At 73.3% G+C, this 14248-nt stretch carries 13 protein-coding genes and 1 pseudogene; 5 read left to right on the forward strand and 9 right to left on the reverse strand.

Annotated features, from left to right (window positions below; genetic code table 11):
* The first annotated feature begins 181 nt into the window (after window positions 1-181).
* Window positions 182-2692 carry a sensor histidine kinase gene (locus tag BUE29_RS03470; protein WP_073385925.1) on the forward strand — a complete coding sequence of 837 codons (2511 nt, stop codon included), beginning with the start codon at window positions 182-184 and terminating at the stop codon, window positions 2690-2692.
* Window positions 2689-3375 (forward strand): response regulator, encoded by a 687-nt coding sequence (locus BUE29_RS03475; protein ID WP_073385927.1) that lies wholly within the window; start codon window positions 2689-2691, stop codon window positions 3373-3375. The genes BUE29_RS03470 and BUE29_RS03475 overlap by 4 nt, the downstream gene beginning before the upstream one ends.
* A gap of 9 nt (window positions 3376-3384) precedes the next feature.
* Here the strand turns inward: BUE29_RS03475 and BUE29_RS23345 are convergent, their stop codons facing one another.
* The 5 genes and pseudogenes from BUE29_RS23345 to BUE29_RS03495 all read right to left on the reverse strand — a co-directional run bounded on the left by BUE29_RS23345 (window position 3385) and on the right by BUE29_RS03495 (window position 7407).
* Window positions 3385-3594: an ANTAR domain-containing protein gene (locus tag BUE29_RS23345; protein WP_268766569.1), complete on the reverse strand. Its 210-nt coding sequence runs from the start codon at window positions 3592-3594 to the stop codon at window positions 3385-3387.
* 9 nt (window positions 3595-3603) lie between these two features.
* A pseudogene (locus tag BUE29_RS23350) lies at window positions 3604-3849 on the reverse strand (GAF domain-containing protein); the annotation flags it as partial.
* A gap of 755 nt (window positions 3850-4604) precedes the next feature.
* The gene (locus BUE29_RS03485; RefSeq protein ID WP_073385932.1) at window positions 4605-4856 is read right to left on the reverse strand and encodes a hypothetical protein; all 252 of its coding nucleotides are present in this window, start codon (window positions 4854-4856) and stop codon (window positions 4605-4607) included.
* Window positions 4857-4887: 31 nt separating this feature from the next.
* Window positions 4888-6681 carry a thiamine pyrophosphate-requiring protein gene (locus BUE29_RS03490; protein WP_073385936.1) on the reverse strand — a complete coding sequence of 598 codons (1794 nt, stop codon included), beginning with the start codon at window positions 6679-6681 and terminating at the stop codon, window positions 4888-4890.
* A 90-nt stretch (window positions 6682-6771) separates the two neighbouring features.
* On the reverse strand, window positions 6772-7407 hold the full coding sequence (locus BUE29_RS03495; RefSeq protein ID WP_084180648.1) for a GAF and ANTAR domain-containing protein: 636 nt from the start codon (window positions 7405-7407) through the stop codon (window positions 6772-6774).
* Window positions 7408-7803: 396 nt separating this feature from the next.
* On the opposite strand from BUE29_RS03495, the gene BUE29_RS03500 reads away from it, so the two are divergent.
* Entirely contained in the window at window positions 7804-8037 is a 234-nt protein-coding gene (locus BUE29_RS03500) for a hypothetical protein (RefSeq protein ID WP_143167951.1), read from the forward strand.
* 14 nt (window positions 8038-8051) lie between these two features.
* Here BUE29_RS03500 and BUE29_RS03505 read toward each other — a convergent pair whose 3' ends face one another.
* Together BUE29_RS03505 and BUE29_RS03510 are read right to left on the reverse strand one after the other, a co-directional pair.
* A complete protein-coding gene (locus BUE29_RS03505) occupies window positions 8052-8501 on the reverse strand; it encodes an SRPBCC family protein (protein WP_073385945.1) in 450 nt (149 codons plus the stop codon).
* A gap of 13 nt (window positions 8502-8514) precedes the next feature.
* Window positions 8515-10092: a phytoene desaturase family protein gene (locus BUE29_RS03510; protein ID WP_073385948.1), complete on the reverse strand. Its 1578-nt coding sequence runs from the start codon at window positions 10090-10092 to the stop codon at window positions 8515-8517.
* A gap of 90 nt (window positions 10093-10182) precedes the next feature.
* Between BUE29_RS03510 and BUE29_RS03515 the strand changes: the two genes are divergently transcribed.
* The gene (locus BUE29_RS03515; RefSeq protein ID WP_073386963.1) at window positions 10183-11379 is read left to right on the forward strand and encodes a zinc-dependent alcohol dehydrogenase; all 1197 of its coding nucleotides are present in this window, start codon (window positions 10183-10185) and stop codon (window positions 11377-11379) included.
* Window positions 11376-12293: an SDR family NAD(P)-dependent oxidoreductase gene (locus BUE29_RS03520; RefSeq protein WP_073385950.1), complete on the forward strand. Its 918-nt coding sequence runs from the start codon at window positions 11376-11378 to the stop codon at window positions 12291-12293. The genes BUE29_RS03515 and BUE29_RS03520 overlap by 4 nt, the downstream gene beginning before the upstream one ends.
* Before the next feature lie 13 nt (window positions 12294-12306).
* Here the strand turns inward: BUE29_RS03520 and BUE29_RS03525 are convergent, their stop codons facing one another.
* Entirely contained in the window at window positions 12307-13005 is a 699-nt protein-coding gene (locus BUE29_RS03525; protein ID WP_073385953.1) for a response regulator, read from the reverse strand.
* Entirely contained in the window at window positions 13002-14243 is a 1242-nt protein-coding gene (locus BUE29_RS03530; protein WP_143167952.1) for a sensor histidine kinase, read from the reverse strand. Before BUE29_RS03530 ends, BUE29_RS03525 begins: the two co-directional genes overlap by 4 nt.
* Window positions 14244-14248: the final 5 nt, after the last annotated feature.

The following is a 14248-nucleotide window of genomic DNA, read 5'->3' on the forward strand; positions in this document are numbered from 1 at the left end:
CTCCCGAGCCGACGCGGTGACGGGCCACCTTGGCCCCATGCCCGCGCGGTGACGGGCCACCTTGGCCCCATGCCCGCGCGGTGGATCGGCGCTCACCACCGCGCGGGCATGGGGCCAACCCCGCCGCCGCGTCGCCACCGCAGGCGGCACAATGGGACAGGGACCGGGCGAGGAGGAACGAGTGGGTCGCGGCGCGCTGCGCATCTACCTCGGCGCCGCACCCGGCGTGGGCAAGACCGTCGCCATGCTCGACGAAGGGCGACGGCGCCTCGAGCGCGGCGCGGACGTCGTGGTCGCGATCGCCGAGACCCACGGCCGCGCCCACACCGCACGCAGTCTCGGGTCGCTGCCCGCCGTCCCCCGCCGGACCGTGACGTACCGCGGCGCCGAGTTCGGCGAGCTCGACCTCGCCGCGCTGCTCGCCCGCCGCCCCGCCGTCGCCCTGGTCGACGAGCTCGCGCACACCAACGTGCCCGGGTCGGGCCCGCACGAGCACCGCTGGCAGGACGTCCAGGCGATGCTCGACGCCGGCATCGACGTCATCAGCACGATCAACGTCCAGCATCTCGAATCGCTGCACGACGTGGTCGCCGACATCACCGGTGTCGCGCAGCGCGAGACCGTGCCCGACCGGGTCGTCCGCGCGGCCGAGCAGGTCGAGCTCGTCGACATGACCGCCGAGGCGCTGCGCCGGCGCCTGGCCCACGGCAACGTCTACCCCGCCGAGCGCGTCGACGCCGCCCTGGGCAGCTACTTCCGGGTCGGCAACCTGACGGCACTGCGCGAGCTCTCCCTGCTCTGGCTCGCCGACGGCGTCGACGAGGGCCTGCAGCGTTATCGCGCGCAGCACGGCATCCTGCGCCCCTGGGAGACGCGGGAACGCATCGTCGTCGCGCTGACCGGCGGTCCCGAGAGCGACACCCTGATCCGCCGCGCCACGCGTATCGCGTCCCGGAGCGCCGGGTCGCAGCTGCTCGCCGTGCACGTCGCCCGCAGCGACGGCCTCGCCGCCCGCGGCGTGACCTCGCTCGCCCAGCACCGACTGCTCGTCGAGTCGCTCGGCGGTACCTACCACCTCGTGGTCGGCGACCGCGTGCCCGAGACCCTCGTCGACTTCGCCGCGCGGGTGGACGCCACCCAGCTCGTCCTCGGCACCGCCCGCCGGACGCGGCTCGCGTCGGCGCTGACCGGTCCCGGCACCGGGGCGGCCGTGAGCCGGCTCGCGGGATCGGTCGACGTCCATCTCGTGCCCCACGACCGGACGGCGCGGGGCCCCGGCCGACTGCCCCGCCTCAGTCGCGGGCTCACCACCGGCCGCCGGGTCGCGGGCCTGCTGCTCGCGAGCGTCCTGCTGCCCGTGCTGACGCTCGGCGGCGTCGCGCTGCGACCGGATGTCGACCTCGCCGCCGGAATGCCGCTGTACCTGCTCGTCGTCGTGGTGACGAGCCTGGTCGGCGGCGCCGTCCCCGCGCTGCTGTGTGCCCTCGCGGCCGCCCTGCTGCTCAACTACTACTTCGTCGAGCCGCTGCACACGCTCGCGATCTCCAGCGCGGCGGACGTGGTCGCGGTGGCGGTGTTCGTCCTCATCGCCGCGCTGGTGTCGCAGGTCGTCGACCTCGCGGCGCGACGGTCGTCGGTCGCCGCCCGTGCGGGAGCCGAGGCCGAGGCGTTGTCGACGTTCGCCGGCGGTCTGGTGCGCGGCGAGTCCGACCCCGCCAGCGTGCTGGAACGGGTCCGCGACACGTTCGGGATGGACGGCGCGGCCCTGCTCGGTCGCGGCGACGACGGCTCCGTCCGGACGGTCCTGGCGGCCGCGGGCTGGGTGCCCGGCGCAACCGTCGCCGACGCCGACGCCACCGTGGTCGTCGACGACGCCACCACGCTGGCGCTGCGTGGTCACGCCCTGCCCGCCGCGGATCTGCGCGTGCTGTCGGCGTTCGCCGCGCACGTCGTCGCGGCCTACCGCCGGCGTCGGCTCGCCGACGCGGCCGCCGCGGCCGCCCCGTTGGCCGAGTCCGACCGGCAGCGCACCGCGCTGCTCAACGCGGTGGGCCACGACCTGCGCACGCCCATCGCCGCCGCCAAGACGGCGGTCTCGAGCCTGCGTGCCGCGGAGGTGCGGTGGGACGAGTCGCAGCGCGCCGAGTTCCTGGCGACGGCCGAGGACTCGCTGGACCGCCTGACCGACCTCGTCACCAACCTGCTCGACCTCTCCCGACTGCAGGCCGGGGCGATGGTCGTGGTGCCCGGCACGATCGGCGTCGACGACGTGGTCGCCCGGGCGCTCGACCACGTCGACCCGGCCGGCGCGGTCCGCGTCGACGTGCCGGCCGAGCTGTCCGAGGCCCGCGCCGACGCCGGGCTGCTCGAACGCGTCGTCGCCAACGTCGTCGCCAACGGCCTGCGTCACACCGCGCCGGGGACGGCCGTGCTCGTCACCGGCAGCGAACATGCTGACGTCGTCGAGCTGCGGGTCGTCGACCGCGGCCCCGGCATCCCGGCGGCCGACGTCACCGAGCTGTTCCGTCCGTTCCGCCGAGGTGGCGACGGGAGCGCGGACGGCGTGGGGCTGGGGCTGGCGATCGCGCGGGGGTTCACCGAGGCGATGGGCGGCACCGTCGCGATCGAGCCCACGCCCGGGGGCGGGGCGACGGTCGTCATCGCCCTCCCTCGCGCGGGCGGTGCCCGATGAACGCCCCCGCCCGGGTGCTGCTGGTCGAGGACGAGCGTGGCCTGCTGCGCGCGCTCGCGATGAACCTGGTGGCCCGCGGTTACGAGGTCACCGAGGCCGCGACCGGCACCGCCGCCCTCGCCGCGGCCGCGGCCGACGAGCACGACGTCGTCGTCCTCGACCTCGGCCTGCCCGACGTCTCCGGGCTCGACGTGATCCGGGCGCTGCGCTCGCACTCGTCGACACCGGTGGTCGTGCTGTCGGCCCGCAGCGGCAGCGCCGACAAGATCGAGGCGCTGGACCTCGGCGCCGACGACTACGTCACCAAGCCGTTCGTCGTCGACGAGCTGCTGGCCCGGTTGCGGGCGGTGACGCGGCGCACGGCGGCCGTCGACGACGGCGTCGTCGCCCGCATCGGGGAGGTGACGGTCGACCTGCGCATGACCACCGCGACCCGCGACGACGGCGAAGCGGTGCACCTCACCCCGACGGAGTGGAAGCTGCTCGACGTGCTGCTGCGCCGACCCGGGCGGCTGGTGTCGGGCGAGGCGCTGCTGACCGCGGTGCGCGGCTCGGCCGAGCACACCGACCCGAGCTACCTGCGCATCTACGTCGCGCAGCTGCGTCGCAAGCTCGAACGCGAGCCCGCCCGCCCCCGTCACCTCGTCACCGAGCCGGGCATGGGCTACCGGTTCCGCCCCTGAGAGGGCGGGTCAGTCGGTGCGCAGCTCGCCGGTCCGGGTGAGCTCCTCGGCGATGTCGCGCACCTTGACGTGCCGGCGCTGCGACGCGGCCACCATCAACCGGAAGGCCTCGATGGCGCCGATCTTGAAGCGCTCCATCAGGATGCCCTTTGCCTGGCCGATGACATCGCGGCTGCCGAGCGCGATGAGCAGGTTCGCGCTCTTGCGCGATGCGCCCATCGCGGCCGCAGCGTGACTCGCGAAGACGAAGCCGACGTCCTCGCTGTGCCGGTCGAAGCTGTTCGGCTCGCTCGCGTACAGGTTCAACGCCCCGAACGTCTCGCGGTCGTCGAACAGTTGGAACGACAGCATGGCGCGGACGCCGAGCTGCACCGCTTCGTGGGCGAACGCCGGCCAACGCGGTTCGTCGGCCAGGTCGGCCGACGAGATCACCGTGCCGTCGCCGCGTGAGGCGTCCACGCTCGGGGATGCGCTCGTGGTCGACGTGGCTGACCTTCTCGCGCAGCCTGATTGACCGGGCCGCTCCCCCGGTGGCTACCCCGGCCGCGTCGCGAGGTAAACGCGCCCAGATTGTTCGTTTCGGGTGACGATGTTGCCCGGTGCCCAATCCGGTGCTTCCATCGTCAGCAGGCCCAACCCGAGCCTGTCACCGGCTCGGATTCCCTGTCGTTCCTGGCATGCGGACGCCGCCGAGCACGACCTGCGACGGTAGGCGATGTCCGAACCTTGCGCGGTGGCCGCGGCACGGTGCGTTCCCGACCCGGGCGAGACGGTGGACGTCTCGCTCGCGGGCCGGCTCGACGACGCGTGCCTGCGCGCGCTGGGCGCGCTGCTCGCGACGGTCGCGGCGTCGGGACGGCACCCCGTGCCGGGCTCCCCACCGGACGACACGCGCGCACCTGCGGCACGGACCGACAGCTCGGTCGGCCGCTCTCGAACCACCTGGCGGGGCGGCGGTGATCGCACGGGTCGGGGGAGCCGTGCGCTCACCGCCGCCGACCTCCCCTCCGTCCGTCCGTCCGTCCGTCCCGTCCATCCGTCCGTCCCGTCCATCCGTCCGTCCCGCCCGTCCGTCCCGTCGACTGGCGACGTGTGGGCCGACTGGCGATCTGTAGATCCCCAGTCGGCCCACACGTCGCCAGTCGACATCGGAAGTCGCCAGTCGCGCTTCGGCAGGGCGGGACGGCGGAACGGGTGGGACGGCGGAACGGGCGGAACGGGCGGGACGGTCAGTCCTCGCCGATGCGCTCGGCGAGGCTCGCCCGCCGCTGTTCGAGGGACGTGATCAGGGCCGCCGTCTCCTCGGCGTTGGTCATCGCCGCCGCGCGGTCCTCCGGGTCCTGAGGCCCGTCGTCCTGGCCACCGATCTGGTCGCGCAGGCCACCGGCCTCGCCGCGCAGCGTCTGCAGCTGCTCGTCGACGTCACGCAGCTGGCGGCGCAGGTCGTCACGGGTCGGGGTGTCGGGGCCGGTTTCGCTCATGCCGTCGAGCTACCCGGCTCCCCCACCGGCCTCACGGGGACTTGTGGCCGGGCAGGAGCTGCTGCACCTTCTGCTTCAGCCCCTCCTTGACCAGGTGGGCGGCGTCGGGGTCGCCGCGCAGCACGGCTGCGCTCAGCGACTCGAACTGCTCCAGCGTGGCGTGCGGCGGGATCGGCGGGACGTCCGGATCACAACGGACGTCGAGCAGGGTAGGCCGGTCGGCGGCGAGCGCGGCGTCCCAGGCCGGCCCGATCGCGTCGGCGGTGTCGACGTTGATCCCCTGCAGCCCGAGGCCACGCACGAACGCGGCGTAGTCGACGTCGGGCAGCACCTGCGACTCCTCGAACTTGGGCATGGACTCCATTCCGCGCTGCTCCCACGTCACCTGCGTCAGGTCGTCGTTGTGCAGGACCGCGACGATGAGCCGCGGATCGTCCCACTGCCGCCAGTACTTGGCGACGGTGATCATCTCGGCGAGCCCGTTCATCTGCATGGCGCCGTCGCCCTCGAACGCGATCGCGGGACGGTCCGGGTGGGCCCACTTCGCGCCGATGACGTACGGCACGGCCGGCCCCATCGTCGCGAGCGTGCCCGACAGCGAGCCGCGCACGCCGGTCTTGAAGCGCAGGTGCCGCGCGTACCAGTTCGCGGCGCTGCCGGAGTCCGCCGCGACGATCGCGTCGGCGGGCAGCCGCTGCGAGAGCTCGTGGAACATCCGCATCGGGTTGGTCGGCGTCGCGTCGGTTAGCGCCTGCCGCTCCGCGGTCCGCCACCAGTCGGCCACGTTCTTCTCGACCTGTTTGCGCCACGCCCGCTTGCGCTTGCGTTTCAGCAGCGGGATCAGCGCCTGCAGGGTGGCCGCCGCGTCGCCTTCGATGTTGAGCTCGTAGGGGTAACGCATGCCGAGCCACTTGCCGGAGCGGTCGATCTGGATCGCGCGAGCCTGGTCGTACTCGGGCAGGAACTGCGAGTAGGGAAAGTTCGAGCCGACGGTCAGCAGCGTGTCGCAGTCCATCATCAGGTGCCAGCTCGCGGTAGTGCCAAGCAGCCCGATCGCGCCGGTGACCCACGGCAGCTCGTCGGAGAGCACGTCCTTGCCCAGCAGCGCTTTGGCCACCCCCGCGCCCAGGAGGTCGGCGACGTGCTCGACCTCGGCCGCGGCACCGCGGGCCCCCTGGCCGACCAGGATCGCGACCTTCTCACCGGCGTTGAGGATCTCCGCGGCCCGCTGCACGGCCTGCGCATCGGGCGTCGGCACCGCGGGAACGAGGCCGACGCTCGACGGCACCTGCTTGAAGGCGTGCGCCGGTGCCTCGTACTCGTCGTCGAAAACGTCGGACGGGAAGATCAGCGCGGTCGGGCACTGCTCGGTCAACGCGATCCGGATCGCCCGGTCGATCAGGTTGGGCAGCTGCTGCGCGACCGTGCACACCTGCACGTACTCGCTGCAGACGTCCTTGAACAGGCTCAGCAGGTCCACCTCCTGCTGGTAGGAGCCCCCGACCGCGCTGCGCTCGGTCTGCCCGACCAGCGCCACGACCGGGACGTGGTCGAGCTTGGCGTCGTAGAGCCCGTTGAGCAGGTGGATCGCGCCCGGCCCGGACGTCGCGGCGCATACGCCGACCTTGCCGGAGAACTTCGCGTAGCCGACCGCCTCGAAGGCCGACATCTCCTCGTGCCGCGACTGCACGAACTGCGGCTGGTCGTCGGCGCGCTGCCAGGCGGCCAGCAGTCCGTTGATGCCGTCGCCCGGGTACGCGAACACCTGCTCCACGCCCCATTCGCGGATGCGCGCCAACAGCACGTCGCCGACCGTCTGCGCCATGTCACTCCCCTGTCGGAGCCGCGCCGGGTGCGCACGCTCCTCGCCGCGGCGGTACCCGGTCCCGGATGTGCGGTAACCGGGCCGGGCCCGTCAGCCGATGCGCAGCTCGCCGGTGGCCGCGAGCTCGTCGGCAACGTCGCGCAGCTTGCGATGCGTGCGCTGCGAGGCCAGCACCAGCAGGTCGAAGGCCTCGGTGTCACTGATCTTGTAGCGCTCCATCAGGATGCCCTTGGCCTGGCCGATCCGGTCGCGGGACGCGAGCGCCGTGCGCAGGTTGACCTCGACCTCGTTGCCCTTCATGGCCACCGCGGCGTGCGATGCGAGCAGCATCGCGGTGCTCTCGTCGTCGTCGGAGAACGCGTGGACGTCGCGCGCATAGAGGTTGAGGGCGCCGAGGTTCGCGCCGTGCACGAACAGCTGCACCGACAGCAGCGAGCGCAACCCCTCGTCGACCGCGGCCTTCGCGTACTTCGGCCAGCGGGTCTCCTCCGTCAGGTCGTCGCAGCGCACCGTGACCTGCTCGCGCAGCGAGTCCAGGCAGGGCCCCTGGTTCGTGCGGTACTGCACGGCGTCGATGCGGTGGACGAGGTCGCCGGACGCCGCCCGCGTGTAGACGCGGCGGTGGTCGACCTCGGTGATGCCGGCGTGCTCGACCGGCCCCACCTCGCTGACCGCGGCGGCGACGATGCGGCCGAGCACGCCCTCCATCGAATTCTCGGCTTGCATCTGACGAGCCAAGTCACTCAGATCGCGGGCCAGACCAGGCTGCGGCGGTTGTCCTGCCGCTCCCCGGGGCGTGGCTGGGGTGGTGTCGTCGTCGATGACGCCCTCCTACTGCTGCGTGATCAGGCCGTTGTCCTCGTGTGGCGGCGATCCGAGCTCAACTCGACAACAGACCGGAACACGACAACGGTAACCCCGATCACGAATCGGTAGCTCGCCCATGCAGGTCGGCGAGTGGCTCGATCAATCGTTGTCGGCACAACGTGCGCGGTGGCCGCGGTGGCGTGAGCTGCGCGGCGATGAAACGCTGGCAGGCAGTGACCCCGTAATCGGCAGTGGAGAGGTCGAGCAGTGGAGTTCAGCAGACATACGCGAGGCATCCGCGGCCGAATCCGACGCTTGACCCCGTGGCATCACCCGGCGACGACGGATGAGGTCGGGAGCAGTGACGACCTCGGCACGGAAGCCGAACAGCACGGCATCACCTTGCCGTCGCTGTATCTCGCGTACGTGTCGCTGGGCGGAGACGCCGCGGAGTTCGAGGTGGACGCCTATCTGCACGGCTTCGGAGTCATGCCCGCGGATGACGTCACCCGCCTTCGACATGCGCTGTGGGAACTCGTCACGTTCTGACACCCATCGCGACCTCACTCCGCCGGCGAGGTGCGCCGCTCGCACAGCGCGGCGAGCCGCGCGAGCGACTCGGTGTTGCGACGCACGAGCACCGCTTCACTGACGGGGTTGTGCAGCCAGCGCCCCGGACCGTCGACCGGCGTCTCGTGCATCGTCACGTGGGTGCGGCTCGGGCCGACGGCCGCGAGCTCGATGACGATCCGCGCGGTGCCGGCCGGGCGGCCGCGCGCGATCAGCACGAGCCGACGGCCGACCTCGAGCTCTGCGACCTCGGTCTCGTCGCGCAGCGCGAGCGGCCAGCTCCCGGCCGCGTGGTGCAGCCTGCTGCCCGGCGCGGGCCAGGTGCTCTCGACCGCTCGCATGTGCGACGTGCCGACGACCCAGTTGGTGTAGGTCCAGCCGTCGGCGAGCACTGCGAAGACCTCGTCCGGGCCGACCGCGATCTCGATCTCGTTGGTGGCCATGCCTGCCTCTCGTTCACCGGTAGATGTGGTTCAGCAACCGGTTCTGCACGCTGCGCCGGACACCGCCGGTGACGCCGTGGCGGGCGAGGGCGGCACGTGCGGCGTTCGACCCGCACGCGCCGTGGACGCCGCCGCCGGGGTGGGCGGAGGAGCCGGCGAGGAAGAGCTGGTCGATCGGGGTCGCCGCGCCGCCCAGGCCCGGTACGGGACGGAACACCAGCTGCTGGTGCAGCTGGGCCGTCCCGCCGTTGATCGCGCCGGTGACCAGGTTGGCGTCGTGGGTCTCCAGGTCGTACGGCGACTGGACGTGGCGCGCGAGCACGCTCGCGCCGAAACCGGGCGCGCGACGTTCGAGCACCGCCTCGATGCGCTCGACCTGCTCGGCGACGACGTCGTCGGTGAGCGTGACGCCGCGCGGCAGGTGCGTGTAGGCCCACGCCGACTCGGTGCCGGCCGGCGAACGGGTCGCGTCGGCGGTGGTCATCTGGCCGAAGAGCAGGAAGGGCTCGCGCGGCACCCGTCGGGTGGCGAGGTCGGCGGCGTAGTCGGTGAGGCCGTCGAGATCGACGCCGAGGTGCACCGTGCCCGCCTGCCGGGCGTCGGGATCGGTCCACGGCACCGGCGTGCGCAACGCCCAGTCGACCTTGAGCGTCGGTGCGTCCCACTGGAAGCGGGCGAGGTCCGCGACCATCGCCGGCGGCAGGTGGTCGTGGCCGACCAGGTCGCCGTACAGCGCGGGGGCGGCGACGTCGGCGAGCACCGCGCGTCGCACCGCGATCCGCTCGCCGCCGGCCAGCCGGACGCCGACCGCGCGACCGTCGACCACGTCGATGCCCTCGACCGGCGTGCTCGTCCGCAGCTCACCGCCCGCGGCCCGCAGCCGGCGCACCAGGCCGTCGACGAGCACCGCCGCGCCCCCCACCGGCACCGGGAAGCCGTGGGCGTGCGCGAGCATCGTGAGCAGCCAGCCGTAGATCGCGCTGCCCGCCCCGTCGGGCGGCAGGTCGGCGTGCAGCGCGTTGCCGGCGAACAGGATGGGCCCGCCCGGGCCGGTGAAGTTCTCCTCGCCGAAGCGGCGCACCGGCTGGGCGGCCATGCGCGCCAGCCGCAGCGTCTCGGCGGTCCCCAGTCGCCGCAGGATGCCGAGCGCCGTCCGCGTAGGTGGGAACGGCGCGAGCAGGGCGCGGACCACCTGCTCGCCGATGCGATCCCACTGCGCCGTCAGCCGCAGCCACGCCTCGCCGTCGGCGCCGCCGAGCCCGGCCGCGGTGCGCGCGGCGTCCTGCCACAGCGTCGCGGAGCGACCGTCGGGCAGCAGGTGGGTGAGCACCGCCGGCGCCCGCGTCCACTCGACGCCGTGCCGGTCGAGCGCCAGCCCCTGGATGACCGGCGACGCCGCCGCGAGCGGGTAGAAGGCGCTGAAGAGATCGGTGCGGAAGCCCGGGGCGGTGACGTCGTCGGCGGTCGCGACCGCGCCGCCCGGGTGCGGCGCGGCCTCGCAGACCAGGACGTCCCATCCGGCGTCGGCGAGCAGGTTCGCCGCGACCAGCCCGTTGTGGCCCGCGCCCACGACGACGGCGTCGACGGTCACGCGGCCGCCACCCGATTGCCGGTGCCGCAACCGGGGCACCCAACCCACGACACGTCGAGACCGGGCGTTCGGATCGGACGAGGAGTCGTCATCAGAGCACTCACCTGGCAGGGAAATCAGAACGTGTCGGTCACCGACGTACCCGATCCCCGGATCGAGGAACCGACCGACGCCATCGTCAAGGTCACCTCCACCGCGATCTGCGGCAGCGACCTGCACCTCTACGGCGTGTTGGGCCCGTACCTGAAGCCCGGGGACGTCCTGGGGCACGAGGCCATGGGCGTGGTCGAGGAGGTCGGTGCCGACGTCTCGCACATCGTGCCGGGCGACCGCGTCGTCGTCCCGTTCAACATCTCGTGCGGTCACTGTTGGATGTGCTCGCGCGGCCTGTTCGCGCAGTGCGAGACGACGCAGGTGCGCAGCGTGGGCAAGGGCGCCACGCTCTTCGGCTACACGTCGCTCTACGGCTCGGTGCCGGGCGGGCAGGCCGAGTACCTGCGCGTGCCGCAGGCGCAGTTCGGGCCGATCAAGATCCCGGAGAACACGCCCGACGAGCAGTTCCTGTTCCTCTCCGACGTGCTGCCGACGGCGTGGCAGGCGGTGAAGTACGCCGACGTGCCCGAGGGCGGCAGCGTCGCCGTCTTCGGTCTCGGCCCGATCGGGCAGCTGGCGGTGCGCATCGCACGCCACCTCGGCGCCGGCCGGGTCATCGGCATCGACTCGGTGCCCGAGCGGCTCGCGCTCGCGCAGCGGTGGGGCGCCGAGGTGGTCGACCTGTCGAGCGTCGAGGACATCACCGACACGCTCATCGACATGGTCGACGGCCGCGGACCCGACTCGACCATCGACGCGGTGGGCATGGAGGCCCACGGCGGCGCTCCCGGCGGCGCGCTGACGTCGTTCGCGCAGAAGGCCACCGGGCTGCTGCCCGACCCGCTCGCGCAGAAGCTCACCGACAAGATCGCGGTGGACCGGATCGACGCGCTGCTGGCCGCGCTCAAGAGCGTCCGCCGCGGCGGCACCGTCTCGCTCAGCGGCGTCTACGGCGGCGAGGTCGACCCGCTGCCGATGATGGAGATGTTCGACCGCGGCATCCAGCTGCGCATGGGGCAGGCCCATGTGCGGCGGTGGAGCGACGACATCCTGCCGCTCGTCACCGACCCCAGCGACCCGCTCGGCACCCTCGACCTCACCACCCACCGACTGCCGCTGGCGCAGGCGCCCGACGCGTACGAGATGTTCCGCGACAAGACCGACGGCTGCATCAAGGTGGTGCTGCAGCCATGACCGACTCCGCGAACGGGCCGGGCTCCCGGGGGCGTCGGGTCCTCGTCGTCGGTGCGACGAGCGGGATCGGGCTGGCCACCGCGCGACGCTTCGCCGCCGCCGGTGATCGCCTCACCCTCGTCGCCCGCGACGAGAGTGCCCTGGCCGTGGCGGCGAAGTCCTGTCTCGACGCCGGTGCGATCGACGTCCGGACTGCGGCCGCGGACGTCGCCGACGCCGACCAGATCGGCGCGGTCGTCGAGGGCGCGGTCACGGCGTACGGCGGCATCGACGTCACGGTGCACACCGCGACGGTGATGGGGTACGGCCGGATCGAGAACGTGCCGGCCGCGGACTTCCTCGCCGTCGTCGACGTCGCGATCCACGGCACGCTGCATCTCGCGCAGGCGCTGCTGCCCGTGCTGCGCCGGCAGCGGCGCGGCACGTTCGTCGTCGTCAACTCGCTGCTCGGCTCGGTGACAGTGCCCAACATGGGCCCCTACTCGACGGCGAAGTGGGGGCAGCGTGCCCTGGTGCGCACGCTGCAGCAGGAGACCCGCGACGAGCCCGGCATCTCGATCTCGCTGGTGAGCCCGGGCAGCCTGAACACGCCGATCTACTACCAGGCCGCCAACTACATGGGACGCGACGCCCGTCCGCCGGTGCCGGTGCTGCAGCCCGAGCGGGCGGCGGCGGTGATCCTGCGGCTCGTCGACCGGCCGCGTCGGGACGTCTCCGTGCCCGTAGGCCCCGGCAACCCCGTCGTGATCGCCGGCTACCGCCTCCTGCCGTGGCTCTACGACCTCCTGGTGGGGCCGCTGTTCCGCCTCGCCGCGATGACCGGACGCGAACGCGCGCCGACCAGCGGCAACGTGCACCGTGCGGTCGGCGAGCAGGACGCCCTGCACGGCCGCTGGCCCGACGACCGGGGCTGACCGCCGACCGCGATCACCGGTCCGCCGGTGGCCGGTTCGACCGTCCGGGCACGACGATGCGGTGCTCGTAGGCGAGGACGACGACCTGGACCCGGTCGCGCAGTCCCAGCTTGGTCAGGACCCGGCTGACGTGCAGCTTGACCGTCCCCTCGGACACGTTCAGCTCGGCCGCGATCTCCCGGTTGGATCGTCCCGTGGCGACCGATCGGAAGACCTCCCGCTCACGGTTGGTGAGGGTGTCCAGTAGCGCGGTGGCCGGATCGGCCTGCGCCGCGGCCGAGTCGACGGGAAGCGACGGGGTGAACCGTTCGAGCAGTCGGCGCGTCGCGCTGGGGGCGAGCACGGCGTCCCCGGCGGCCACCGTGCGCACGGCACGGACGAGCTCCTCCGGCGGGGCGTCCTTGAGCAGGAACGCGCTCGCCCCCGCCCGCAGGCCGGCGTGGACGTACTCGTCCAGGTCGAAGGTGGTCAGGATGAGGACCCGGGTGCCCTCGCCCGAGGCCACGATGCGCTCCGTCGCGGCGATGCCGTCGGTGCCGGGCATCCGGACGTCCATGAGGACGACGTCCGGACGGGTGAGCGCGGTGACGCGCACGGCCTCGTCGCCGTCGCGGGCCTCCCCCACCACCGACACGTCGCCCTCGGCCTCGAGGATCATCCGGAAGCCCTGCCGCAGCAGGGCCTGGTCGTCGGCCAGCACGACGCGGATCACGAGGCGTCGACCGGGGTCGCGACGTCCACGAGCGGTAGGCGGACCCGGACCGCCCAGCCACGGTGGGGTGTCGGGCCGGACGTGATCTCCCCGCCGACGGCGGCGATCCGCTCGCGCATGCCGGGCAGACCCCGGCCCGCTCCCGGCGCCGCGACGCCCGGCGCCGCGACGCCGCCGCCGTCGTCGTCGACCTCGACGCACAGCTCGTGCGCGGTCCGTCCGATCCGCACGCCGGCGCTCGCTCCCGCGCCGGCGTGCTTCATCGTGTTGGTGAGGGCCTCCTGCACCAGGCGGTACAGCGCCAGCTGGGTGCCCTGGTCGAGACGGGGCAGCTCCTCGACGACCTGGTAGCGAACGGTGAGTCCGGCCGCCCGCACGCCGGCCACGAGGTCGGTCAGGTCGGCGAGCCCCGGCAACGGCGAACGCGTCGCGCCGGACGCCGCGCCGGCGTTCGGACCGGTGTCGTCGGCCGCGTCCCGCAGCACCCCGAGCAGCCGGCGGGTGTCGGTCAGCGCCTGCCGGCCGGTGGCCGACACCGTGCGCATCGCGGCGACCGACCGCTCGGGCGCGCGGACCGCCTGGGCCGCGGCGCCGTCGGCGAGCGCGACCATCACGGTGAGGTGGTGCGCCACGATGTCGTGCAGTTCGCGGGCGATGCGGGCCCGTTCGGCCGCCGCCGACAGCTCGGCCTGCTGATCTCGCTCGCGCTCCAGGCGCAGCGCTCGGTCGCGCAGTTCGAGCGACAGGGCACGACGCGTGCCGACGTACATGCCGAGCGCGGCGACGGCCGCGACGGCCACCGCCAGCGAGAGGGCCTCGCTGAGCCAGGAGCGGCCGTCGGGGTAGAGCCGCGACGCCCACGCCACCACGACGAGCTCCGTCGGGAGAAGACATCCGAGGGTCGCCCGGCGCGAGCACCGCGCCGCCACCGTGAACAGACCGATCGCGAGGGGTGGGGTCAGCACCAGATGTTCGGCCCACCACCCCGTCGTCACCGCGACGGCGAGGACGACCGCGTACGTCGGGACCGGCCAGACACGCCGCAGGGGCAGTGGCGCCACCATGGCCAGCACGATCGCCCAGCCCAGTGCCGCAGCGGGCTCGTCGTCACTGACCGCGTAGGCCGCCATGTAGGCGTAGAGGGCGCAGAGCAGGGCGAACAGGGTCACCGCCGCGTCGAAGGCCCAGGCACGTCGGGGTCGATCGCGCAACGCGTCGCGCTGCGCCCACCTCGGCATGTCGG

Origin of the sequence: Jatrophihabitans endophyticus (assembly GCF_900129455.1) — a bacterium.
GTDB classification, from domain to species: Bacteria; Actinomycetota; Actinomycetes; order Mycobacteriales; family Jatrophihabitantaceae; genus Jatrophihabitans; species Jatrophihabitans endophyticus.

Bases quoted from the DNA above. Each gene is read 5' to 3' on its own strand.
- BUE29_RS03475 (WP_073385927.1), top strand. From the start codon at position 2,689: ATGAACGCCCCCGCCCGGGTGCTGCTGGTCGAGGACGAGCGTGGCCTG.
- BUE29_RS23345 (WP_268766569.1), bottom strand. From the start codon at position 3,594: ATGGGCGCATCGCGCAAGAGCGCGAACCTGCTCATCGCGCTCGGCAGC.
- BUE29_RS03485 (WP_073385932.1), bottom strand. From the start codon at position 4,856: ATGAGCGAAACCGGCCCCGACACCCCGACCCGTGACGACCTGCGCCGC.
- BUE29_RS03490 (WP_073385936.1), bottom strand. From the start codon at position 6,681: ATGGCGCAGACGGTCGGCGACGTGCTGTTGGCGCGCATCCGCGAATGG.
- BUE29_RS03495 (WP_084180648.1), bottom strand. From the start codon at position 7,407: ATGCAAGCCGAGAATTCGATGGAGGGCGTGCTCGGCCGCATCGTCGCC.
- BUE29_RS03505 (WP_073385945.1), bottom strand. From the start codon at position 8,501: ATGGCCACCAACGAGATCGAGATCGCGGTCGGCCCGGACGAGGTCTTC.
- BUE29_RS03520 (WP_073385950.1), top strand. From the start codon at position 11,376: ATGACCGACTCCGCGAACGGGCCGGGCTCCCGGGGGCGTCGGGTCCTC.
- BUE29_RS03530 (WP_143167952.1), bottom strand. From the start codon at position 14,243: ATGCCGAGGTGGGCGCAGCGCGACGCGTTGCGCGATCGACCCCGACGT.